The organism is Bacillus sp. FSL M8-0166 (genome assembly GCF_038008825.1).
Taxonomy (GTDB): domain Bacteria; phylum Bacillota; class Bacilli; order Bacillales; family Bacillaceae; genus Bacillus; species Bacillus safensis.
Genome location: NZ_JBBOZZ010000001.1, coordinates 481,005 through 504,773 on the forward strand (window position 1 = coordinate 481,005; position 23,769 = coordinate 504,773).

Here is a 23,769-nt window from a genome sequence, read left to right on the forward strand (position 1 = left end):
GGATAAGGAGTTGGTAGTATTGAAGTGGTCAGAAATTAGCGTCCATACAACAAATGAAGCGGTGGAACCAATCACCAATATTTTGCATGAAGCAGGTGCAAGTGGTGTCGTGATTGAGGACCCGCTTGATTTAGTCAAGGAACGTGAAAATGTATACGGTGAGATCTACCAGCTCGATCCGAATGACTATCCGGATGAAGGTGTCATTGTCAAAGCCTATCTTCCAATGAACAGCTTTTTGATGGAAACGGTAGATGAGATCAAAGAAGCCATCAACAACCTTCTTCTATACGATATTGACCTTGGACGCAATACACTGTCAATTTGTGAAGTAAATGAAGAAGAATGGGCCACTGCATGGAAGAAATACTATCATCCTGTGAAAATCTCTGAAAAATTCACCATCGTTCCAACGTGGGAAGAATATACACCGGTTCATTCTGATGAACTGATTATTGAAATGGACCCTGGTATGGCATTTGGAACAGGTACGCATCCTACAACCGTCCTTTGCATTCAGGCGCTTGAGCGTTATGTGAAGGAAAACGATACGGTGATTGATGTTGGAACAGGCTCTGGAATTTTAAGTGTGGCGGCAGCAATGCTTGGTGCTAAGGATATTCAAGCCTTTGATCTCGACACCGTTGCGGTAGAAAGTGCGAAGCAAAACATCGAATTAAATGGTGTAAGTGAACAAGTGGCGGTCAAACAAAACAACTTGCTTGATGGGATTTCAGGTGAGCGTGATTTGATTGTCGCCAACATTCTGGCAGAAGTGATTTTACGCTTTACAGATCAAGCCTATGACCTATTGAAGAAAGATGGCTATTTCATTACATCAGGCATCATTGGACAAAAGAAATTACAAGTCAAAACAGCATTAGAAGAAGCAGGTTTTGACATTGTTGAAGTGCTGTCAATGGAAGATTGGGTCAGCATTATAGCGAAAAAATAAAGCGAGTAGGTGTCAGGACACGTATGCAACGATATTTTATCGACCTCACGAAAGAAGAAGTGACTGCAAAGGGAGCTATCGTTATAAAAGGTGAAGATGTACATCATCTTTCCAATGTCATGCGAATGAAAGCAGGGCAGGAAATCCTTTGTTTAACGATAGACGGCTTTGAAGCGCTCAGTAAAATTGATACAATAACAAAGGAAGAAGTGATTTGTCACCTTGAAAGCTGGACAAATCAGGACAGAGAACTTCCGATCAGGGTGACGATTGCAAGCGGTCTTCCAAAAGGAGATAAGCTTGAGCTCATTATCCAAAAAGGCACAGAGCTTGGCGCAAGTGCTTTTATCCCGTTTCAAGCGGCTCGTTCTATTACAAAGCTTGACCAAAAAAAGTCACATAAAAAACGAGAGCGCTGGGAGAAAATCGCGAAAGAAGCAGCCGAGCAGTCCTACCGGAATATCATTCCACGTGTTTATTCAGTATCAACGTTTAAAGAGCTGACGCAATTAGCTGGTGAATTCGATAAATGTGTCGTTGCATACGAAGAATCATCGAAAGAAGGAGAGCAGAGCCGTTTTCAAACTGTGCTTCAACAGATGAAAGGCGAACAAACCTTGCTAGTGGTTTTTGGCCCTGAAGGCGGTTTGGCAGAAAAGGAGATTGAAGAGCTTGAAACGCTTGGTGCAGTCATTTGCGGGCTTGGACCACGCATTTTAAGAACGGAAACCGCTCCTTTATATGCGCTTTCTGCTATATCTTATCAAACAGAGTTATTAAGAGGTGAATCATGATGGGAACAGTAGCGTTCCATACACTTGGCTGTAAGGTCAATCACTATGAAACAGAGGCGATCTGGCAGCTGTTTAAAGAAGCAGGCTATGAAAGAAAAGAGTATGAATCAAAAGCAGACGTATATGTCATTAATACATGTACGGTCACGAATACAGGCGATAAGAAAAGCCGCCAAGTCATTAGAAGAGCCATTCGTCATAACCCGGATGGTGTCATTTGTGTAACGGGCTGCTATGCGCAAACATCACCAGCAGAAATCATGGCGATTCCTGGTGTTGATATTGTGGTTGGAACACAGGACAGACATAAATTACTAGGCTATATTGAAGAATACCGCAGAGAAAGACAGCCGATCAACGGGGTTGGCAATATCATGAAAGCACGTGTATTTGAAGAACTAGATGTTCCTGCCTTTACAGACAGAACGCGCGCTTCATTAAAAATCCAAGAAGGCTGTAACAATTTCTGTACATTCTGCATTATTCCTTGGGCGCGCGGCCTTCTTCGTTCTCGTGATCCAGAAGAGGTCATCAATCAAGCGCAGCAGCTTGTTGATGCGGGCTATAAAGAAATTGTGCTTACAGGTATTCACACAGGCGGATACGGAGAAGACTTAAAGGATTATAACTTTGCAAAGCTTCTAAAAGAATTAGATAAACGTGTCATTGGCTTAAAACGAATCCGTATTTCATCTATTGAAGCAAGTCAAATTACAGATGAAGTGATTGAAGTGCTTGATCAGTCAGATAAAATTGTCAGACACTTACACATCCCGCTTCAATCTGGCTCAAATACTGTGCTAAAAAGAATGCGCCGTAAATATACGATGGAATTCTTTGCAGAGCGTTTAACAAAGCTGAAAAAAGCATTGCCAGGACTTGCTGTCACCTCTGATGTAATCGTTGGATTCCCTGGGGAAACAGAAGAAGAGTTCTTGGAAACGTACAATTTTGTCAAAGACCATCAATTCTCTGAGCTGCACGTCTTCCCTTACAGCAAACGTACAGGTACCCCGGCTGCAAGAATGGAAGATCAAGTAGATGAAAATGTGAAAAACGAACGTGTCCACCGTTTGATCGCTCTTTCTGACCAGCTTGCGAAAGAGTATGCATCAGCATACGAAGGTGAGGTGCTAGAGATTATTCCGGAAGAATCCTTCAAAGAACAAGAAGGAAACCACAATCTTTATGTTGGTTATACCGATAACTATATGAAGGTTGTTTTTGAAGGGACAGAGGACATGATCGGACGTCTGGTCAAAGTGAAAATTACGAAAGCGGGTTATCCTTATAACGAAGGACAATTCGTTCGCATCAGCGATGATGTGCAGCCAGATAAAGTGAGAATGACCTCATAAAAGATAAAAAACCGGCAGCCAAAAGGGCAAGCCGGTTTCTTTTATTTTGTCTGATTCGGCATGAGACACAAGATCAATGCGTGAAAAGGGCGTATGAATGGGAAGAAGAGGAGAGAGCTTGCCACATTAAACAGCAGGCTGAAATGCGCAATCTGCTGGGCAGGAGAGCTTGCGAGAAAGGCGACAACCTCTGTGATCAGGGCGAGAAACGGGAGGCTTAAAAGAACCCCGAGTACATTAAACACGACGTGTGCATAAGCCGTTTGACGTGCTGCGTAGCCTCCAGATATCGCAGCCATCACAGCCGTAATACATGTCCCAATATTGGACCCTAACACAAAGCTGATGCCTTCCTGAAGTGCCACAGTTCCCTCATTCATAAATCCCATTAAAATACCGATACAGACCGAGCTCGAATGAACAATCGCTGTGAAAATGGTACCCGAAAGCAGCGCTGTCCAGTCTGAATGCTGCATCATTTCAAGAAAACGCAATGTCTCAGGCTGGCTTGTCATCATCCCTGCAATTTTTGAAAAGCCTTGTATGCAAAAAAAGATCATCCCGAGCCCAAATAAACTTTTTCCTGCATGCCTAAAAGATGTTCTGCCAAAAAGGATGCATACAAGACCGGCTATGATCATAACCCACATGAAGACATCCATTTTAATGGCGATAAATTCTGTCGTAAACGTGGAGCCGATATTGGTTCCAAGAATCATTGGGATCGATTTTTTAAAAGAGAGAATGCCAGTACTGACAAAGCCGATGACGATGACCATAAATGCCGAACTGCTTTGTAGAACCCCTGTAAACACAATGCTGACCAAGAATGCTTTTACCGGGTGATCTGTAAAGAGAAGAAGTGATTTCTCAATACGAGACGACGCAAGCGCCATTAATCCTTTTCTCAGCAAACCCATTGACCATAAAAAAATGAAAATAAGTGCACAAAAATAAATGATCGCCATCATAGAAAAGTCCTCCTCTTACCAATGAATATATGGACTTGTCTACCTGCTCATGACGAAAATATATTTCCAAATCACTTAGTTGACCTCACACTAGGCTTATATTATAATGTCTAGGTACATGTTTTGCATGTATATCTTTTTTTAATGCAGTCGATTGGTGTATTCGGAGGGAGGGAAAGAGAATGTCAAAAACGGTCGTTAGAAAAAACGAATCGCTTGAAGATGCTCTTCGTCGCTTTAAACGCAGTGTATCCAAAACTGGAACATTGCAAGAAGCAAGAAAGCGTGAATTTTATGAAAAGCCTAGCGTAAAGCGCAAGAAAAAGTCTGAAGCTGCTAGAAAACGTAAATTCTAAAGAGGGTGGATTTTATGAGTCTTCTTGAGCAATTAAATTCTGATATGAAGCTTATGATGAAAAACCGTGAGAAAGACAAGCTTGTTGTCATTCGTATGGTAAAGGCTTCGCTGCAAAATGAAGCAATTAAGCTTAAGAAAGACAGTTTGACCGGCGATGAGGAACTAACCGTCCTTTCCCGCGAGATTAAGCAACGTAAAGACTCCCTCCATGAATTTTCGAAAGCTAATCGCTTAGATTTAGTAGATAAAGTTCAAAAAGAGATTGACATATTAGACGTTTATTTACCTGAACAGCTTTCTGAAGAAGAACTGCAAACAATCGTGAAAGAAACGATCGCTGAAACAGGTGCTTCCTCGAAGGCTGACATGGGTAAAGTCATGAGCGCTATTATGCCAAAAGTAAAAGGTAAAGCTGATGGAGCTGGCATTAACAGACTTGTCAGCGAGCAGCTGTCTCAATAAAAAAGTATCCTTCTATTGTTAGAAGGGTACTTTTTTTATGCCCGCATGATTCTGTCATATAAAAATGAAACCTATGATACATTTGTAACGTATGTAAAGGAACAGTAAAATGGAAGAAAGAGAGGAGGGATCACCAAATAGATGAAAAAAATAAAAATTTCTATTGCTCTCTTCAGTTGTTTTATAATATGCTTGTTATTAGGGGTTCAATTGACCGCGAAATCAACAGATCAGAAAGTTCATGTTATCCCAATTGAAGATACAGTAGAAAAAGGACTTTCTAAATTCATTGAACGATCGTTTGTGCAGGCAAAGTCGGAGCGGGCGAAGCATATTATTCTCGACATCAATACACCGGGTGGTGCAGTCGATGCAGCTCTTGAGATCGCAGATACCATTCGTGCTTCCGATATCCCAGTGACAGCGTTTGTCAATCATAGAGCGCTTTCAGCGGGGGCATTCCTTGCATTAAATGCCGATCAAATTTATATGACCCCGAATGGAAAAATGGGGGCTGCTGCGATCATTGATGGAGAAGGCAATGCTGCCGATCAAAAATCTGAATCTCTATGGCTTGCTGAAATGAGTGATGCTGCCGAAAAGCAGGGGCGTGATCCAAAGTATGCTCTTGCCATGGCGGATGTAGATATAGACGCAAAAGAAGCTGGTGCACCAAAAGGAGAATTGCTCACCTTCAATACAGACCGGGCGCTTCAATTCGGGTATGCAGAAGGGGAAGCAAAAAATATGGATGACTTGCTTCAGAAGCTGAAATTACAAGACACTTCTGTTCAATACGATGAAGTGAGCTTTGCTGAAAAGGTTGCGCGTTTTCTTACGCACCCAATTGTCGTTCCAATCCTTTTATCCATTGCAAGCTTAGGGTTAATTGTTGAGCTCTATTCTCCTGGCTTTGGGGTCCCGGGCACCATGGGAGTGACAGCGCTTCTTCTATTCTTTTATGGTCATCTCGTGGCAGGTTTTGCAGGATATGAGACGTTGTTCCTGTTTTTAGCAGGGATTGCACTCATCATTCTGGAATTGTTTTTGCCAGGGGGAATCGTAGGTGTCATTGGACTGATCTGTGTCGTTGTCAGCTTATTTTTAGCAGCTGGAAGCTTTACAGAAATGGCGATTTCCATCTTGATTGCCACTGCTGTTTCAATCATAGCAGTTATTTTATTGACAAAGGTGTTGGGGAAACGTATGAAATTCTTTAAAAAGTTCATTTTAACCGATTCAACCAATAAGGAGAGCGGTTATGTTTCAAATGAAACAAGAGAGGATCTTGTTGGACAAATCGCAGTGACAGCCACTGCTCTTCGTCCATCTGGTACGATCGTATTCGGAGATGAGCGCATTGATGTTGTGTCAGAAGGTGCATTTATCGATAAGAATGAACAAGTAAAAATTGTGAAAGCGGAAGGCTCACGCATTGTCGTGAGGAAAGTATAGATATACTGATTTTAGAGGAGGAATAAAATGGATCCATCTACTTTACTATTATTTGTGATTATCGCAGCAGGTTTGATTGTTCTATCGATCTTTTTCACCTTTGTCCCGGTGATGCTGTGGATTTCTGCCCTAGCGGCTGGCGTAAAAGTGAGCATTTTTACACTTGTAGGAATGAGACTGCGCCGAGTGATTCCAAACCGAGTGGTCAACCCGCTCATCAAAGCACATAAAGCAGGTCTTGATGTGACGATTAACCAGCTGGAGAGCCACTATCTTGCAGGTGGTAACGTGGACCGAGTTGTGAACGCATTAATTGCAGCGCAGCGCGCGAATATTGAATTGAACTTTGCCCGCTGTGCAGCTATCGACCTAGCAGGCCGTGACGTACTTGAAGCAGTTCAAATGAGTGTAAACCCTAAAGTCATTGAAACACCATTTATCTCTGGTGTTGCGATGGACGGTATTGAAGTCAAAGCAAAAGCACGTATTACAGTTCGTGCAAACATCGACCGGCTTGTCGGTGGTGCAGGGGAAGAAACGATTATTGCCCGTGTAGGTGAAGGGATTGTCTCTACAATCGGTTCATCAGATAATCATAAAAAGGTTCTTGAGAATCCTGATATGATTTCTCAAACGGTTCTTGGTAAAGGATTAGATTCAGGTACTGCATTTGAAATTCTCTCGATTGATATCGCTGATGTTGATATCGGTAAGAACATCGGGGCAATTCTGCAAACAGACCAAGCAGAAGCAGACAAAAACATTGCACAGGCGAAAGCAGAAGAACGCCGCGCAATGGCTGTTGCACAAGAACAAGAAATGCGTGCGAAAGTTGAAGAAATGCGCGCGAAAGTCGTAGAAGCAGAGGCTGAAGTACCACTTGCAATGGCTGAAGCATTACGTGAAGGCAATATTGGTGTCATGGACTACATGAACATTAAGAATATCGATGCTGATACGGATATGAGAGATTCATTTGGTAAAATGACAAAAGGTCCATCTGATAATGAAAACAAATAAGCATCCTCTCACGCTTTAAGGAGGGAGCCCATTGGACATTCTATTTGAAAATCCGCTACTAATTGCGATTATCATCGGTATCATTTCTGCCGTCTTTGGGAAAATCGGCAAACAAGAGGAGAACGAAGAGCAGAATCAGCAAAAGAAGCCCGCTCCTCAGCGTAAGCCGGTGCCCCAGAAGCAAACAAAGCAAACAAGTCCAGATCCAGTCGTGACGGATCAGCTGGACGATTTCGGCGATGTACATGATCATGGCGGGATGAAGAAAAAAACATCTCAGTCCTTACAAGATCGCTATACGGCTACACTTGCCGAAATGGAAGAAAGAAAAAGTGAGCTGAATAAAGAGTTCCAATCGCTTGAAAGAGAGCTGACAAGGCCAAAGGCTGCATCTGCTGAAGTGAGGCCAAAAATCATTGAGAAGCTCAACCAAGATACAATTGTTCAAGGAATGATCCTCGGAGAAGTATTTGGAGAGCCGCGCGCGAAAAAGCCGCACAGAACGATGAAACGGCCATATAAAAGATAAAGAAGAAAGCCCCCTTCAAAAAAAGGGGGCTTTTTTTGCCTGATGACGATTTTTCATAAAGAAAATGCTGAAGCGGCTGTTTTAAGGGATTCATTAGCATGATATGAACCGCTGAGGAATAGGATGATATAGAGGCTTTCTCATCAGTCTCACCATCTTTCAGTTTGATCTCATACACATGAGGTGGGAAGGGGTTCTTATTGAATGGGAAAAAGAAAAAATCGACTTAAAGCATGGCTGACAAGAACACTTGAAATCCCTCCAGACGTGATGATGGATCTTCCCCGTATTACGATGGTTGGCAGACTCCACATTTACATAGAGAACCATAAAGGGCTTTTGCTTTTCAGTGATCAAGAGGTAAGGCTGATGCTCAAACAGGGACAATGCATTATTTCAGGGAAAGATTTTGTGATTAAAACGATTTTGCCAGAAGAGATTTTATTAGAAGGGAAAATCGATGAGGTCCGTTATATTGATTCTTAACTGACGGAGGGGAGAAGCGTGAAGAATAAATGGTTCGCCTATTTTATTGGCAGAGTGGAAGTGGAGATCAAAGGAAACGGCATTGAGCGGCTCATCAATGAGTGCACGAGGCAGGGGATCACAATGTTTCAAGTGAGCCGCCGTCAAGACAACGTGCGCTTATTTATTCGCTTATCAGATGTACATGCCTTCAGAAAAGTACGCAGACATCATGACGTGACATGTTCATTTCATCAAAAGAAGGGCTTTCCGTTTCTACTCCTTTGGTCAAGGAAGAATATCGGATTTACCCTTGGGATTGTGTGCTTTCTTGTGACGATATTGGCGCTTTCAAACATGGTATGGAAAATTGATATTAAAGGAGCCAACCCGGAAACTGAACATCAAATGAGAAAGCATTTAGATGACATTGGGGTGCAAAAAGGCCGTTTTCAGTTTCTAATGGGAACACCTGAAAAAATTCAAAAATCCCTCACAACCAATATTCAAAGCATCACATGGGTCGGCGTTGAACTAAACGGCACAACATTTCAAATGAAAGTTGTGGAAAAAAATGAACCCGAAAAAGAAAAATACACGAGTCCTCAGCATATCGTCGCTAAGAAAAAAGCTGTCATCACGAGAATGTATGTCGAAAAAGGGGAGCCGCTCGCCGCGGTTGATGAACATGTAAAGAAAGGACAGATGCTTGTCTCTGGACTCATTGGCAGCGAAGATCAGCAAAAAACGGTAGGAGCCAAAGCGAAAATCTATGGTGAAACATGGTATCGATCTGAAGTTTCTGTCCCTCTTCGAACATCTTTTGACGTCTTTACGGGTAAAATGAAGACAAAGCACAAGCTCTCCGCATTTGGAGGCTCACTGCCATTTTGGGGCTTTTCTTTTAAAAAGGATGATTTTAAGCAGCCAAAAACAGAAACAGAAGTTCATCCGCTTCATTTCTTAAACATGCAGCTCCCATTCTCTTATGAAAAGGAAATCACACGTGAAAGTGAGAAAATAAATCGAGAATACACAAATAAAGAAGCGGTTCAAGCAGGGATTAAAATGGGTAAAAAAGAATTAGAAGAGAAGCTAGGTCAAACAGGAGAGGTGAAAAGTGAAAAAGTTTTGCACGAGACAACAGGGAATGGTAAAGTTAAGTTAATCATCCTTTACCAAGTAATAGAAGATATTGTTCAACCAACACCTATTGTTCAGGGAGACTAGAGAATGACAGAACATTTACTTGAGATTCAACAAAAATTGGATAGCCCAAACGAAGCGATTGCTTTATTTGGCAATCAAGATGCTTATCTGAAACTAATGGAAAACGAGCTGAACGTCTCCATTATTACGCGTGGAGAAAAAGTGTATGTTTCTGGTGAGGAAGCATCTAGAGAAACAGTAAGCCGTTTGATCACATCTCTTTTACATCTCATCCGTAAAGGAATTGAGATATCTGAACGGGATGTCGTCTATGCCATTAAAATGGCGCAAAAAAACAAGCTGAATTATTTTGAAAATATGTATGAAGATGAAATTACGAAAAATGCCAAAGGAAAGTCGATCAGGGTGAAAACAATCGGCCAGCGGGAATATGCTGCGGCGATGAAAAAAGATGACCTCGTCTTTGGAATTGGACCTGCTGGTACAGGGAAGACGTATTTGGCAGTCGTCAATGCGGTACATTCGCTGAAAAATGGACATGTGAAACGGATAATCCTGACAAGACCAGCTGTTGAAGCAGGAGAGAGTCTTGGCTTTTTACCAGGCGATCTAAAGGAAAAAGTAGATCCTTATTTAAGACCACTATATGATGCCTTGCATGATGTGCTTGGCAGTGATCATACGGAACGATTAATCGAGCGCGGCGTGATTGAAATAGCGCCCCTCGCCTATATGAGAGGCCGGACGCTTGATGATGCATTTGTTATTTTAGATGAAGCGCAGAATACAACGCCTGCTCAAATGAAAATGTTTTTGACGAGACTTGGGTTTGGCTCTAAAATGGTCATTACAGGAGATATTACACAGATTGATCTGCCAAAGGGCATGCAGTCAGGTCTTGCGGCTGCAAAGGACATGCTTGCAGAGATCAAGGGCATCTCATTTATTGAATTAGACCAGACAGATGTGGTCAGACACCCGCTTGTGGCGAAGATCATTGGCGCATACGAAAAGCAAAAATGAACTGAGTGACCCGATCGTCTTTATCGGGTCATTTTGTTTCGATCGTGGTTTAAAGTAAAAAAGGAGGTACTTTCCTTGAGAAAGAATCAAAAAGGCAGTAAGCGCAAAAGACTGCTGTCTAAAAAAGAACCTCAGAAAATGGAGCGCTCACGTTATTTAAATGTTTTGCTTTACGCTGGTTTAGCAGCCATTTTATTCGTGGTGCTCTTCTTCCATGTAAAGCCTGAATCGCTCGACTTAGATTTGTTTTCAGTGAGCGAACAGACCATCTATTCTCCGTCAACCGTTGATGATCAAGAAGCGACAGAAGAAAAGAAACAAGAAGCAACAGATCAAGTAGAAGATCAATATACGCTCAAAAAAGCGTATTCTGATAATCGCGTAGACCTCATCTCATCCCTCTTTGAAGCCATTAAAGAAGAGAAGAAAGCAGCTGATGATAAAGAGAACGCGCCATCAGATCAAGAAATGGTCAAGCGTGTCAAAGAAAAGCTCACAACAGATATGCAGGAGGCTGTTTCGGATCAATCCATCAAAGCGCTGCTCCAGGCAAGTGATGAAAATCTCTCTTTTACTAAGGATTCCATCATCACAGTGGTGAATTCACTGATGAGTAAAGAAATCACAGCAGCGAAATTACAAGATGAGAAAAAACAAGTCAAAACAGAGCTTGAAAACAATTCGATTCCATCAAAATACTTAAATGCAGCGAAAGAAATCGGTGAATTTGCGATCATTCCAAACTATGTATTTGACCCAGTGGCAACAGAGAAGAAAAGACAGGAAGCGGCTGACAATATTCAGCCTGTGCAAATTAAGCAAGGACAAATCTTAGTTGAAGAAGGAGAGCTGATCGACCGGGAAGTTTATCGCAAATTAGAACTGACCGGCCTGTTAAACAGCTCAAATTTATTTAAGCCTGTCAGTGGACTTTTCATATTAATTGGTCTTTTCTTAGCAGCGATTATTCATTCCCTTGAATCGAGGAAAAAATCGCTTGTCCATAAGAATAAGTCTTTACTGCTCTACTCGCTTATTTTCACGATTATTTTAATTATCATGGAAGTGTTCAGTCTTTTTCAGGAAACGAAGTATACGACGATAGGCTATGTTGTGCCAGTAGCACTTGGGACGATGCTGATCAAACTGCTCATTAATGAGCGGTTAGCGATATTCTCCGGTCTTGTATTTGCTCTTTGCGGCAGTATGATGTTTAATCAAGGAGTAACCGGTGTCTTTAACTATGTGATCTGCGCTTATTATCTGATGAGCGGGATGGCAGGTATTTTATTTTTAAGAAAACATAATGCAAGATCAAAAATATTGCAGGCCGGGCTTTTGGTGGCGTTGGTGAATGTACTTGTGGTTTTATCCATTACACTGATCCAAAACTCTTCACCATCAGGTCTTGAAATCGGTGTGAATCTCTTGATGGCAATTGTGTCAGGGTTTGCATCATCTATCTTGGTCATTGGGTTAATGCCTGTTTTTGAGAGCATGTTTGGCATTCTTTCAACAATGAAACTGATTGAATTATCCAACCCTAATCATCCGCTGCTCAAAAAGATTTTAACCGAGACACCAGGTACATATCATCATAGTGTCATGGTGGCGAATTTAGCGGATGCTGCATGTGAAGCAGTCGGCGCAAATGGTCTTTTAGCAAGGGTCGGCGCTTATTATCATGACATTGGGAAAACGAAAAGACCGCAGTACTTTATCGAAAACCAAATGAACATTGATAATCCGCATGACAAGCTTTCTCCTCAGCTGAGTAAAAATATTATTATTGCCCATACGACAGATGGCGCTGATATGCTGAGAGAAAAGAAGTTTCCTGAAGAGCTTGTTGACATTGCAGAACAGCATCACGGGAAGTCACTTTTAAAGTTCTTTTACTATAAGGCAAAAGAGCGTGATGATCAGGTGACAGAAGAAGAATTTCGTTACCCTGGTCCAAAGCCGCAATCAAAAGAAGCAGCGATTATTTCTGTGGCTGACAGCGTTGAAGCGGCGGTTCGTTCGATGCATAATCCAAATCCAGAGCGGATTGAAAAGCTTGTCAAAGGCATTATTTCAGATAAAATGCAGGACGGGCAATTTAGTGAATGTGACCTGACATTTAAAGAATTAAATATTATCAGCCAAACGATTTGTACAACATTAAAGGGGATTTTCCATTCTCGGATTGAATATCCAGATGCCCCGAAGCAGAAGGTGAAGTAAATGACATTGTTAATCGATTTAATAGATGAAACAGGACAAGTAACAAAAGAGCAGCTTGAAGAAGTGGAAAAGCTTCTTCAGTTTGCTGCAGACGCCCTTGAGGTCAAGGATCAAGCGGAAGTATCAGTGACGATCGTTTCGAATGAAGAGATTCATCAAATCAATAAAGAATACCGCGGAAAAGACGCGCCAACAGATGTGATCTCCTTTGCACTTGAGGAAGAAGGAGAAGGGGAAATTGAAATCATTGGAGCAGATGATATCCCGCCTGTACTCGGTGACATTATCATTAGTGTGGATCGAACGAAAGAGCAGGCGGAGGAATATGGACATTCCTTTATGAGAGAGCTTGGATTCTTAACGATTCATGGATTCCTTCATTTGCTCGGGTTTGATCATATGACAGAGGAAGATGAAAAAGAAATGTTCGCCAAACAGACAAAGATCTTGGATGATTATGGCCTTTCGAGATCATCGTAAGAAAAGAAGGCCGCTCGCCCGTTTTTTTCGGAGTTTTTACTATGCGTTTAGAGGAATATGGCGAACTTTCTTGAATGAAAGGAATTTTCGATTTCACACAGTCGCAGCCATCATCGTGGTGATCTGCGGCTTTTGGTTCCGCATTGAACCATTTGAATGGCTGATCGTTCTTCTTCTATGCGGGGGGATGTTTGCGCTTGAACTTGTCAATACAGCCATTGAACATACAGTGGATCTGATGACAGAAGAAAGGCACCCGCTTGCAGAGAGAGCGAAGGACGCTGCGGCAGGCGCTGTTTGCGTTTACGCCGCGATTTCGGTTATGATTGGATTGATCATCTTCTTACCGAAGATCATGCAATAGAACAATATTACTATTTATTAACATTTTTAGAAATGGGCGTGAAAATGTCACGTGAATTATGTAAAATATAAATGTGACAGTGGGTCCATTTCTTCTGAAAGTGGGAACTAGGAATGAACAAACAAGAGTTGATTTCAGAAGCAGTCAAAGCAAGAGATTTTGCATATGCACCCTATTCTAAATTCAAAGTCGGTGCAGCATTACTGTCGAATGATGGAAAAGTGTATGGCGGCTGCAACATTGAAAATGCAGCATATGGTATGTGTAATTGTGCGGAAAGAACAGCACTTTTTAAAGCCTATTCAGAAGGCATTACATCTTTTCAAATGTTAGCAGTGGTGGCTGATACAGACCGGTCTGTTTCGCCGTGCGGCGCATGCAGACAGGTCATTTCAGAGCTATGTGCACCTGATATGCCAGTGATTCTAACGAACTTAAAAGGACATATATACGAAACAACAGTAAACGAACTATTGCCAGGAGCATTTTCACCGGAGGATTTAAATGACTAACGAAAGCTTCAAATCAGGATTTGTATCAATTATTGGAAGACCAAATGTAGGGAAATCAACTTTTCTTAATCGTGTCATTGGACAAAAAATCGCCATTATGAGTGATAAGCCCCAAACGACGCGAAACAAAGTGCAAGGTGTCCTGACAACAAACACATCACAAACAATCTTCATCGATACACCGGGGATTCATAAACCTAAGCATAAGCTTGGTGATTTTATGATGAGGGTGGCTCAAAATACACTGAAGGAAGTCGACCTGATCTTGTTTATGATCAACGCGCAGGAAGGCTATGGCAAAGGTGATGAATTCATCATTGAACGACTTAAGCAAACATCTACACCGGTGTTCCTTGTCGTGAATAAAATTGACCAAATTCATCCAGATGAACTGTTCCTTTTAATTGATGAATACCGCACGCGTTATCCATTCAAGGAAATTGTGCCAATTTCAGCTCTTGAAGGGAATAACATTGACACGCTTCTTCAGCAGATTGAAGGTTATCTTCCAGAGGGCCCTCAATTTTATCCGGCAGATCAAGTAACAGATCATCCAGAACGGTTTATTATTTCTGAATTAATTCGTGAAAAAGTGCTGCATTTAACGAGAGAAGAGATTCCGCACAGTATTGCGGTTGCGATTGAATCGATTAAGCCAGATGAAAATGGCAAGATCCATGTTGCGGCAACCATTGTCGTAGAACGTGATTCGCAAAAAGGGATCGTCATTGGTAAACGAGGCAGCTTATTAAAAGAAGTGGGACAAAAAGCGCGTAGAGATATTGAAGCACTTCTAGGCTCAAAAGTGTATTTAGAGCTTTGGGTCAAAGTTCAGAAGGACTGGCGTAATAAATCCACTCACCTGCGTGACTTCGGATTTAGAGAAGACGAATATTAAAAAATCGCTGCATTTGTCAGTAAATCTGACCATGGTGCGGTTCGATTAGTAAAAATTGTTTATCATGAAATGGAGGTAGCCTGGTCAAGATAAAATTAATATGTTGGATGTAGCGTTGCTGCTTCTAATAAAGAAAGGTGGGGTTTTTATGTTGAATTTTACATGGAACGTATTTTCACAAACAGGAAGCGTTGACACGTATCTGCTTTTCAAAGAGTTAGAAAAGGAGAACCTGGAAAGACCCGATGTACTTGAAGAAGAAATAGCACGATTTGATTTTCCAATCTTATAATTCTTGACCCCCTCCAGAGCTCGGAGTGTAGACAAATGCTCATTAAAAGTGAAGGAATCGTCCTTAGAACAACAGATTATGGCGAAACAAACAAAATTGTCACGCTGCTCACTAGAGAACATGGAAAAATTGGCGTGATGGCAAGAGGCGCTAAAAAATCAAACAGCCGCCTGTCAGCTATAAGCCAGCCGTTTTTATACGGCACCTTTCTCATCCAATCATCAACAGGACTTGGAACGCTCCAGCAAGGCGAAATGATTGAAAGTATGCGGACCATTCGGGAAGACTTATTTCTGACCGCATATGCCGCATATATGACGGAACTACTTGATAAAGGGACAGAAGAAAAAAAGCCAAACCCTTATTTGTTTGAGCTTCTGCTCCAATCTCTGCGTCATCTCAATGAAGGCACAGATGCTGATATTATTTTATTTATCGTAGAGGTCAAAATGTTATCAGTGATGGGGATGAAGCCTGAACTGGATCAATGTGTCCACTGTGGTCAAAAAGAAGGGCAGTTCCATTTCTCGATAAGAGATAACGGATTCATTTGCCAAAATTGTTTTTCGAAAGATCCATATAAACTGCCCTTATCCCCCGCAGCTGCAAGGCTGCTCCGTTTGTTTCATTATTTTGATTTATCAAGGCTTGGCCAGGTCGATGTGAAGCCGCAGACGAAACAAGAAATTCGTCAAGTGCTTGATCACTACTATGACGAATATTCCGGCCTCTATTTAAAATCAAAAAAATTCATGAATCAGATGGAATCCATGAAAAAGCTAATGGGCGGGGAAAACAAAAGTTGACATCTCCCATGACTTTTTGTAAGATCATCTAAGATAAAATATGTTGCATTGACAGAAAGAAGTACTTACGTAAAATCCATAAAAGCGACCTTAGGGCGGTGTAAGCTAAGGATGGAGGCGTAACGAAAGGCATTCTTGAGCAACGTAAAACAAAGCGGCTGGATGCTACGACACCAGCAAATAGGGTGGAACCGCGGGAAAAACTCTCGTCCCTATGTTTGCAAGAACCTTGCGAGCATAGAGACGGGAGTTTTTGTGTTCTCTTACAAGGTTCTCATCCCACCCGCCATACATAGCGGTTGGTGTAGAAAAGATGGAGGTGCGATCATTGAATATTCAAGACATGATTTTGACGCTGCAAAAGCATTGGTCAAATGAAGGCTGCGTATTAATGCAGGCGTATGACACAGAAAAAGGTGCCGGAACGATGAGTCCATACACGTTCCTCAGAAGCATCGGCCCTGAGCCATGGAAGGTAGCATATGTAGAGCCTTCAAGACGCCCGGCTGATGGCAGATATGGAGAAAACCCAAATAGATTGTATCAGCATCATCAATTTCAAGTAATCATTAAGCCATCACCTGACAATATTCAAGAACTATATCTTGAATCATTGAAGGCACTTGGCATTGACCCGCTGAAACATGACATTCGTTTTGTGGAAGATAACTGGGAAAATCCATCTCTTGGCTGTGCAGGACTTGGCTGGGAAGTATGGCTTGATGGGATGGAAATTACGCAGTTCACGTATTTCCAACAAGTCGGCGGCTTAGAATGTAAGCCCGTTTCTGTTGAAATCACATACGGTATTGAACGTCTTGCTTCTTACATCCAGGACAAAGAAAATGTCTTCGATCTTGAATGGACAGACGGGTTTACGGTCAGAGATTTATTCTTAATGGCTGAATATGAGCACTCTGTTTATACATTTGAAACATCTAATACTGACATGCTGTTCGAGCTATTTACAACCTATGAGAAAGAAGCACATAGCCAAATGGACAAAGGGCTTGTTCACCCGGCATACGATTATGTCCTCAAATGCTCTCATACGTTTAACCTGCTCGATGCAAAGGGCGCTATTTCTGTGACTGAGCGAACTGGTTATATCGGAAGAGTGCGTCAGTTAGCAAGAAAAGTAGCCAAAACCTATTATGAAGAACGCGAAAAACTGGGATTCCCTATGCTAAAAGAGGAGGCGGCTTCTCATGAATAAACAAGATGTATTACTTGAAATCGGCTTAGAAGAGATGCCGGCTCGTTTCATGCCAGAGAGTACGAAGCAGCTAGGCGAGAAAGTAAAAGCATGGTTTGAAACGCAAAATATTTCATTCGAAGAGACTGCTTTATTCAACTCACCAAGACGTCTTGCTGTACTTGTGAAAGGTGTCGCAGAAAAACAAGAAGACATCAAAGAAGAAGCAAAGGGCCCAGCTAAAAAGATTGCCCAAGATGCTGAAGGCAATTGGACAAAAGCAGCCGAAGGCTTTGCCAGAGGACAAGGTGCTTCAACAGATGATCTCTATTTCAAAGAGATCAAAGGAGTGGATTATGTCCATGTCCAAAAGTTTCAAGAAGGAAAGCAAGTCAAAGACCTTCTGCCAGCGTTAGGTGAGATCGCTGCTTCATTAAGCTTTCCAAAGAACATGAGATGGGGAAGCGAGGATTTACGCTATATCCGTCCGATTAAATGGATTGTTTGTTTATTTGGAGAAGAGATTGTACCTGTTGAAATTGCTGGGGTGAAAAGCGGCCGTGAGACAAGAGGACACCGTTTCCTTGGTACGACAGCCAGCATTGACTCACCTGCTTCCTATGAACAAACTTTGCGCGATCAATTTGTGATTGCAGACTCAAATAAAAGAAAACAATTAATTACTGAACAACTAGATGCGCTATCTACAGAAAAAGGTTGGGTCATCCCTGTTGATCCTGAGCTTCTAGAAGAAGTGAACGATCTTGTAGAATATCCAACTGTGCTGTCTGGTTCCTTTGAAGAAGAGTTTCTTGCATTGCCGGAAGAAGTATTGGTGACGACAATGAAAGAGCATCAGCGCTACTTCCCTGTGAAAAATGAGCAAGGGAAATTATTGCCGCACTTTATTACAGTCAGAAATGGAAACAGTGAGGCGCTGGAAAATGTCGCAAGAGGGAATGAAAAAGTACTTCGTGCGCGTTTATCAGATGCTGCATTCTTCTATAAAGAAGACGAAAAACTAGTGATTGAAGACAATATTAAAAAGCTTGATAAAGTGGTATTCCATGAGAAACTTGGAACAATCGGCGACAAGCTGAAGAGAGTGACAGACATTGCAACCCGTCTAGCGGCGCAGGTTGGAGCAGATGACGAAACAACTAAACGTGTGGCTAGAGCAGCCAGTATTTCGAAGTTTGACCTTGTGACTCAAATGGTCTATGAATTCCCAGAATTACAAGGAATCATGGGTGAGAAATATGCAAGAGCTCTTGGTGAACATGAAGAAGTGGCAAGAAGCATTAATGAGCACTATATGCCGCGCTTTGCTGGTGACGAGGCGCCTTCTACTTTGATTGGTGCGATTGTGGCAGTAGCAGATAAGCTCGATTCTATTTGTTCATTCTTCTCAATTGATGTGATCCCAACGGGTTCTCAAGACCCTTATGGACTTAGAAGACAAGCGAGCGGTATCGTTCAAATCCTGCTCGACCGTCATTGGAATATTTCATTTAAAGAGCTGTTAGCACTTGCTCAAGTAAAGGCAGAACATGAAGCTGCTCTGATTGAATTTTTAACACATCGTTTAAAATATGTTCTTCAAGCTGAGCATATTCGCCATGATGTTGTTGATGCAGTGCTGGATGTTGAAAATATTGAGCCATATGCAGTCGTCAAAAAAGCGGCTGTTCTTGAAGAGAGTGTGAAACAAGAAAGCTTCAAAGAAACGGCTGAAGCATTAGGACGCGTCATTTCAATTAGTAAAAAAGGGGAAGACGCAGAGATTCAGCCTGAACTGTTTGAAAATGAACATGAGCAAAAGCTGTTTGAGGCGTATCAGCAAGTAGAGAAAGCTGTAAAGGAACATGTAGCAGCAGGACAATACAGCCTGGCACTTGAGGCGCTGGATACGTTAAAAACACCGATCGTTCATTATTTCGATCACACAATGGTTCATGCGGATGATGAAAAACTGAAGCGAAATCGATTGGCACAAATGGTCAAACTAGCCACAGTCATTCAATCATTTGCGAATATGAACAATTTAATTGTAAAATAAATACCTAAGAACGGTTGCCTTTTCCGAAGGGCAATCGTTTTTTACTCATTTAATTCACGGTTTTTGAGTGGATTTTTGTTTCATTCGGACAAAGATGCGCTATAATATGATGAGTTATGAAAATGATATACATAAAGTAAAGATTTCGCTCTCTCTATTTAAAGGTGGTGAGTACAATCGAGTTAAATAAACGGCAAGAGCAGATTTTACAGATTGTCAAAGAGAATGGTCCGATCACTGGAGAGCATATCGCCGATCGGCTGAACTTAACAAGGGCGACCCTCAGACCCGATTTAGCCATTTTAACAATGTCAGGCTTTTTAGAAGCAAGACCAAGGGTCGGTTACTTTTTTACAGGAAAAACAGGCACGCAGCTTCTCGCAGATAAGCTGAAAAAACTTCAAGTGAAAGACTTTCAATCCATTCCAGTGGTGATACATGAGAATGTTTCGGTTTATGATGCGATTTGTACGATGTTTTTAGAGGATGTGGGCACATTATTCGTTGTGGACGATCACTCTATTTTAACAGGCGTGTTATCAAGAAAAGACCTCCTTCGCGCAAGTATAGGGAAACAGGAGCTTCCATCTATCCCTGTCCATATTATTATGACAAGAATGCCGAACATTACCGTTTGCCGCAAGGAAGATTTCATTATGGATGTGGCGAAGCACTTGATTGAAAAGCAAATAGATGCACTTCCTGTGATAAAAGATACGGATAAAGGCTTTGAAGTGGTCGGAAGAATTACGAAAACAAACATGACGAAAATACTTGTCAGCTTATCGGAGAACGAAATAATCTAATGACAGAAGACTGCGAGGGGATGTTATGAGTAATCGCGTAATTTTTGTGGTATCAGATTCAGTAGGTGAAACGGCAGAGCTCGTGGTCAAAGCGGCACTTAGCCAATTTGATGGCGGCTCATCAGACCATTCAAATATTAGAAGAATCCCGTATGTAGAGGATGTTGGTACGATTAAAGAAGTCATTTCACTGGCGAAAGCAGATAACGGGATCGTCTGCTTTACTCTTGTTGTGCCGGAAATGCGCCAATTCTTAATCGAAGAAGCAGAAGCAAACGGTGTCGTTTATTATGACATCATCGGTCCACTCATTGATAAAATGGAAACGGCTTATGGAAATGAAGCGAAACATGAGCCGGGTCGTGTACGTCAATTAGATGAGGACTATTTTAAAAAGGTAGAAGCCATCGAGTTCGCTGTGAAATACGATGACGGCAGAGACCCAAGAGGCATTCTAAAGGCTGATATTGTGCTCATTGGTGTATCACGCACGTCCAAGACACCATTATCTCAATATTTGGCGCATAAAAGGCTGAAGGTAGCGAACGTTCCAATTGTACCTGAAGTTGATCCGCCAGAAGAGTTATTTTCAGTTGATCCGAAGAAATGTATCGGTTTGAAAATTAGTCCAGACAAACTAAATCATATTCGCAAAGAGCGTTTAAAATCTCTTGGTTTAAATGATCGCGCTATTTATGCGAACATTGAGCGGATTAAAGAGGAACTAGAGTATTTTGAAAAAGTGGTTGACCGAATTAACTGTCAAGTCGTTGATGTATCAAATAAAGCAGTTGAGGAAACGGCAAATGTCATTCATCAAATGCTGACCAAAAGAGGTTCCGAATAAACTCAGGATGCGCCTCCTGGGTTTTTCCTATGGTGGGAAACGGGTAAACAAAAACAATAGCATATTTGCTGCATTTGTATTATAATAAAAAATTGTGATAAAATGATTGATTTTAGGTTTAAGTTAAGTCAAGAACGAATAAACTAATATTGGCAGAAGTCAAGTGATTCTGAACATAACTTTTCGACAAAATGAGTTTTACTGTTGATTGCTTTATGGGGGAAAAGTATGGTCTTTTTGCTTCTCTAAAGCAGGAATAAGGTGGAGGGATGGAGAATTAGTCACCTGAATGAACGTAAAAAAGAGAGGACGATTTATGTCGATGCAGATGCTTGTCCTGTAAAAGACGAAATCCTTTCTGTCGCATCTCAATTTCAAGTACCAGTGACGTTCATTGCTTCATATGAGCATTTTCAAACCAAAAGATCTCCACTTGAAGATTGGCGGTTTGTAGATACACATAAGGAAGCAGCGGACTTAGTCATTGCAAACTCAGCTTCCGCACATGATATTGTCGTCACCCAAGATATTGGTCTTGCCTCCTTACTGCTTCCGAGACAGGTCATTGTTCTGTCTGAAAGAGGACGAATGTACACAAACGAAACAATTGATTTTGATTTGGAACGCAGGCATGTTTCTAGCAAACAGCGAAGAAAAGGTGTATACGGAAAAGGTCCCAAAAAGCTTTTAGAAGAGGATAAGAAGCGATTTACGGCGCAACTACAAAAAATCCTGTCGAATCATGAAGGATTTTTAAATTAAAAGGCGAATAATGTACGACGGAGTGTTATTAGGATGAGCAAACGTATACCAGATGAACTTTTGGAGCAGATCCAAAAAAACGCAGACATTGTCGAAGTGATTGGAGAATACGTACAGCTTAGAAAGCAAGGTCGAAATTACTTCGGTCTTTGTCCATTTCATGGTGAAAATACTCCTTCATTCTCTGTTTCAGCAGATAAGCAAATCTTCCATTGTTTTGGCTGTGGTGCAGGAGGTAATGTGTTTTCGTTCCTCAGACAAATGGAAGGCTACTCATTTATTGAAGCCGTTTCACATGTGGCTGATAAGTACCATATTGATCTGCCTGATCAGGTGGCGAATGCTCAGATGAGTTCCTCTCAGCAAGAGGACACTGCAGATCATAAAATGATTGAGGCCCATGAGCTTCTTAAGAAATTTTACCACCATTTGCTGGTAAATACAAAGGAAGGTCAAAACGCACTCGATTATTTACGGTCCAGAGGCTTTACGGATGAAACAATTGCCAAGTTCGAGATCGGGTATGCTCTTGATTCTTGGGATTTCGTGACCAAGTTTTTAGAAAAACGAGGATTTGATCCTGTGATGATGGAGAAAGCTGGTCTTTTGATTCAACGTGAAAACGGCACAGGCTTTTTTGACCGCTTTAGAGATCGTGTCATGTTTCCCATTCATGATCATCATGGAACGGTCATCGCTTTTTCCGGAAGATCGCTTGGTGATCAGCAGCCTAAATATATGAATAGTCCTGAAACGCCGCTTTTTCATAAAAGTAAGCTGCTTTATCACTTTCATGACGCACGTATGCATATTCGCAAACGCGAACGGGCGGTTCTTTTTGAAGGATTTGCAGACGTCATCTCAGCTGTTACATCAGGTGTCGGTGAAAGTGTTGCAACAATGGGTACGTCTCTTACAGAAGAGCACGTAAAGCTTCTCAGACGGAACGTAGAAGAGATCATCCTTTGCTATGACTCTGATACTGCCGGATACGAAGCGACCATGAAAGCGTCAGAATTGCTTGGAAAAAGAGGATGTAAAGTTCGCGTTGCCATGATACCAGATGGACTTGATCCAGATGATTACATTCGTAAATATGGCGGCGAGAAATTTAGGAATGACATCATAGATGCAAGTGTGACATTAATGACGTTTAAGATGAATTTTTTCCGAAGAGGAAAAAACTTATCAGACGAAGGAGACCGTCTTACTTATATGAAGCAGGTTCTCCGAGAAATCAGCCGGTTAAACGGCTCTTTGGAGCAAGAGATTTACATGAAACAGCTTGCTGGGGAGTTTTCGATCTCACTTGATTCATTAAAAGAACAACTGGAGCTGTTTGAAAAACAGCAGCGGCAAGAAACCAAAAGCACGCAGGAAGAAAACGGGCTTGAAAAACGGCGTGCACATCTGTCAACACAAGTGAGAAGAAAGCGTCTGCGGCCGGCATATGAAAATGCAGAGCGAATGCTGCTTGCTCATATGTTAAAAAGCGATGACGTGATCCGCAAAGTACTTGACAGAGTCGGGATTGAATTTAATATAGATTCGCACAGGGCGCTGGCAACGTACATTTATGCCTTGTATGAAGAAGGCAAAGAACCAACGCCGCAGCACCTGATGAACCGGATAGAAGATGATGTCATGAACCAGCTGTTGACAGATATATTGATGATTCAAGTCGGAGACGAACTAAGTGAAGCTGAATTAAGTGATTATGTAAAAAAAGTGTTGAATCATCGGAATTTGTCAATGATAAAGGAAAAAGAACTAGAACGTGCAGAAGCGGAGAGGCAAAAAGATTTCTTCAAAGCGGCAACACTTGCAAAAGAAATTATTCAGTTGAACCGTTCGCTGAAGTAAAACGTCTATTATTAATGACAGGACTTACGGCTGGCAATGAATCCTTTACGGGAGGAGCATAAGACCGCAAGCATCTTGCCTTCATCATTATTTATTTTA

General features: G+C 41.7%; 25 protein-coding genes and 1 other annotated feature. Of the genes, 24 read left to right on the forward strand and 1 reads right to left on the reverse strand.

The window, feature by feature from the left end:
• Positions 1-19: 19 nt before the first annotated feature.
• The 3 genes from prmA to mtaB are packed head-to-tail and all read left to right on the forward strand — an operon-like array spanning position 20 to position 3,107.
• Positions 20-955, forward strand: coding sequence for a 50S ribosomal protein L11 methyltransferase (prmA, locus tag NSS92_RS02685; protein ID WP_267587294.1), 936 nt, complete (start codon positions 20-22; stop codon positions 953-955).
• A gap of 23 nt (positions 956-978) precedes the next feature.
• Positions 979-1,749 carry a 16S rRNA (uracil(1498)-N(3))-methyltransferase gene (locus NSS92_RS02690; protein WP_340866862.1) on the forward strand — a complete coding sequence of 257 codons (771 nt, stop codon included), beginning with the start codon at positions 979-981 and terminating at the stop codon, positions 1,747-1,749.
• Entirely contained in the window at positions 1,749-3,107 is a 1,359-nt protein-coding gene (gene mtaB / locus NSS92_RS02695) for a tRNA (N(6)-L-threonylcarbamoyladenosine(37)-C(2))-methylthiotransferase MtaB (protein ID WP_340869898.1), read from the forward strand. Before NSS92_RS02690 ends, mtaB begins: the two co-directional genes overlap by 1 nt.
• Positions 3,108-3,148: 41 nt before the next feature.
• On the opposite strand, the gene NSS92_RS02700 is transcribed toward mtaB, so the two are convergent.
• Positions 3,149-4,078: a Na/Pi symporter gene (locus tag NSS92_RS02700; protein ID WP_340866863.1), complete on the reverse strand. Its 930-nt coding sequence runs from the start codon at positions 4,076-4,078 to the stop codon at positions 3,149-3,151.
• A gap of 182 nt (positions 4,079-4,260) precedes the next feature.
• On the opposite strand from NSS92_RS02700, the gene rpsU reads away from it, so the two are divergent.
• The 21 genes from rpsU (at position 4,261) to dnaG (ending at position 23,670) form a co-directional block, all read left to right on the forward strand.
• On the forward strand, positions 4,261-4,434 hold the full coding sequence (gene rpsU / locus NSS92_RS02705; protein WP_003152957.1) for a 30S ribosomal protein S21: 174 nt from the start codon (positions 4,261-4,263) through the stop codon (positions 4,432-4,434).
• Between the two features lie 14 nt (positions 4,435-4,448).
• On the forward strand, positions 4,449-4,898 hold the full coding sequence (locus NSS92_RS02710) for a GatB/YqeY domain-containing protein (RefSeq protein ID WP_267587296.1): 450 nt from the start codon (positions 4,449-4,451) through the stop codon (positions 4,896-4,898).
• A gap of 141 nt (positions 4,899-5,039) precedes the next feature.
• Positions 5,040-6,353, forward strand: a complete 1,314-nt coding sequence (locus NSS92_RS02715; protein ID WP_340866864.1) for an NfeD family protein — start codon at positions 5,040-5,042, stop codon at positions 6,351-6,353.
• A 27-nt stretch (positions 6,354-6,380) separates the two neighbouring features.
• Entirely contained in the window at positions 6,381-7,373 is a 993-nt protein-coding gene (gene floA, locus NSS92_RS02720) for a flotillin-like protein FloA (protein WP_024423026.1), read from the forward strand.
• Positions 7,374-7,404: 31 nt separating this feature from the next.
• On the forward strand, positions 7,405-7,902 hold the full coding sequence (locus NSS92_RS02725) for a hypothetical protein (RefSeq protein WP_267587298.1): 498 nt from the start codon (positions 7,405-7,407) through the stop codon (positions 7,900-7,902).
• 204 nt (positions 7,903-8,106) lie between these two features.
• Positions 8,107-8,388, forward strand: coding sequence for a sporulation protein YqfC (gene yqfC / locus NSS92_RS02730; protein ID WP_012010618.1), 282 nt, complete (start codon positions 8,107-8,109; stop codon positions 8,386-8,388).
• Between the two features lie 18 nt (positions 8,389-8,406).
• Positions 8,407-9,597: a sporulation protein YqfD gene (yqfD, locus tag NSS92_RS02735; RefSeq protein WP_340866865.1), complete on the forward strand. Its 1,191-nt coding sequence runs from the start codon at positions 8,407-8,409 to the stop codon at positions 9,595-9,597.
• Between the two features lie 3 nt (positions 9,598-9,600).
• Entirely contained in the window at positions 9,601-10,560 is a 960-nt protein-coding gene (locus NSS92_RS02740) for a PhoH family protein (protein ID WP_041118006.1), read from the forward strand.
• A gap of 114 nt (positions 10,561-10,674) precedes the next feature.
• Positions 10,675-12,786 (forward strand): HD family phosphohydrolase, encoded by a 2,112-nt coding sequence (locus NSS92_RS02745; RefSeq protein WP_410973168.1) that lies wholly within the window; start codon positions 10,675-10,677, stop codon positions 12,784-12,786.
• A complete protein-coding gene (gene ybeY / locus NSS92_RS02750; protein WP_061408615.1) occupies positions 12,787-13,266 on the forward strand; it encodes an rRNA maturation RNase YbeY in 480 nt (159 codons plus the stop codon). It begins immediately after the preceding gene.
• On the forward strand, positions 13,244-13,630 hold the full coding sequence (locus NSS92_RS02755; RefSeq protein ID WP_048238914.1) for a diacylglycerol kinase family protein: 387 nt from the start codon (positions 13,244-13,246) through the stop codon (positions 13,628-13,630). The genes ybeY and NSS92_RS02755 overlap by 23 nt, the downstream gene beginning before the upstream one ends.
• A 113-nt stretch (positions 13,631-13,743) precedes the next feature.
• Entirely contained in the window at positions 13,744-14,142 is a 399-nt protein-coding gene (locus NSS92_RS02760) for a cytidine deaminase (protein WP_340866866.1), read from the forward strand.
• The gene (gene era, locus NSS92_RS02765) at positions 14,135-15,040 is read left to right on the forward strand and encodes a GTPase Era (RefSeq protein WP_007501305.1); all 906 of its coding nucleotides are present in this window, start codon (positions 14,135-14,137) and stop codon (positions 15,038-15,040) included. The genes NSS92_RS02760 and era overlap by 8 nt, the downstream gene beginning before the upstream one ends.
• Positions 15,041-15,188: 148 nt before the next feature.
• Positions 15,189-15,332, forward strand: a complete 144-nt coding sequence (locus NSS92_RS02770; RefSeq protein WP_003217288.1) for a YqzL family protein — start codon at positions 15,189-15,191, stop codon at positions 15,330-15,332.
• Positions 15,333-15,367: 35 nt separating this feature from the next.
• The gene (gene recO / locus NSS92_RS02775) at positions 15,368-16,138 is read left to right on the forward strand and encodes a DNA repair protein RecO (protein WP_012010612.1); all 771 of its coding nucleotides are present in this window, start codon (positions 15,368-15,370) and stop codon (positions 16,136-16,138) included.
• A 39-nt stretch (positions 16,139-16,177) separates the two neighbouring features.
• Positions 16,178-16,355 (forward strand) — a binding site (T-box leader).
• A 111-nt stretch (positions 16,356-16,466) separates the two neighbouring features.
• Positions 16,467-17,354 carry a glycine--tRNA ligase subunit alpha gene (gene glyQ, locus NSS92_RS02780; protein WP_012010611.1) on the forward strand — a complete coding sequence of 296 codons (888 nt, stop codon included), beginning with the start codon at positions 16,467-16,469 and terminating at the stop codon, positions 17,352-17,354.
• Complete coding sequence (gene glyS / locus NSS92_RS02785) at positions 17,347-19,392, forward strand: glycine--tRNA ligase subunit beta (RefSeq protein WP_340866867.1); 2,046 nt, start codon at positions 17,347-17,349, stop codon at positions 19,390-19,392. The genes glyQ and glyS overlap by 8 nt, the downstream gene beginning before the upstream one ends.
• Before the next feature lie 167 nt (positions 19,393-19,559).
• Positions 19,560-20,198, forward strand: a complete 639-nt coding sequence (locus NSS92_RS02790) for a helix-turn-helix transcriptional regulator (protein ID WP_024423017.1) — start codon at positions 19,560-19,562, stop codon at positions 20,196-20,198.
• Positions 20,199-20,223: 25 nt separating this feature from the next.
• Positions 20,224-21,045: a pyruvate, water dikinase regulatory protein gene (locus NSS92_RS02795; RefSeq protein WP_008342399.1), complete on the forward strand. Its 822-nt coding sequence runs from the start codon at positions 20,224-20,226 to the stop codon at positions 21,043-21,045.
• Between the two features lie 261 nt (positions 21,046-21,306).
• Positions 21,307-21,807 (forward strand): YaiI/YqxD family protein, encoded by a 501-nt coding sequence (locus NSS92_RS02800; RefSeq protein WP_267587301.1) that lies wholly within the window; start codon positions 21,307-21,309, stop codon positions 21,805-21,807.
• A gap of 33 nt (positions 21,808-21,840) precedes the next feature.
• Positions 21,841-23,670 carry a DNA primase gene (dnaG, locus tag NSS92_RS02805; RefSeq protein WP_340866868.1) on the forward strand — a complete coding sequence of 610 codons (1,830 nt, stop codon included), beginning with the start codon at positions 21,841-21,843 and terminating at the stop codon, positions 23,668-23,670.
• The last annotated feature ends 99 nt before the right edge of the window (positions 23,671-23,769 follow it).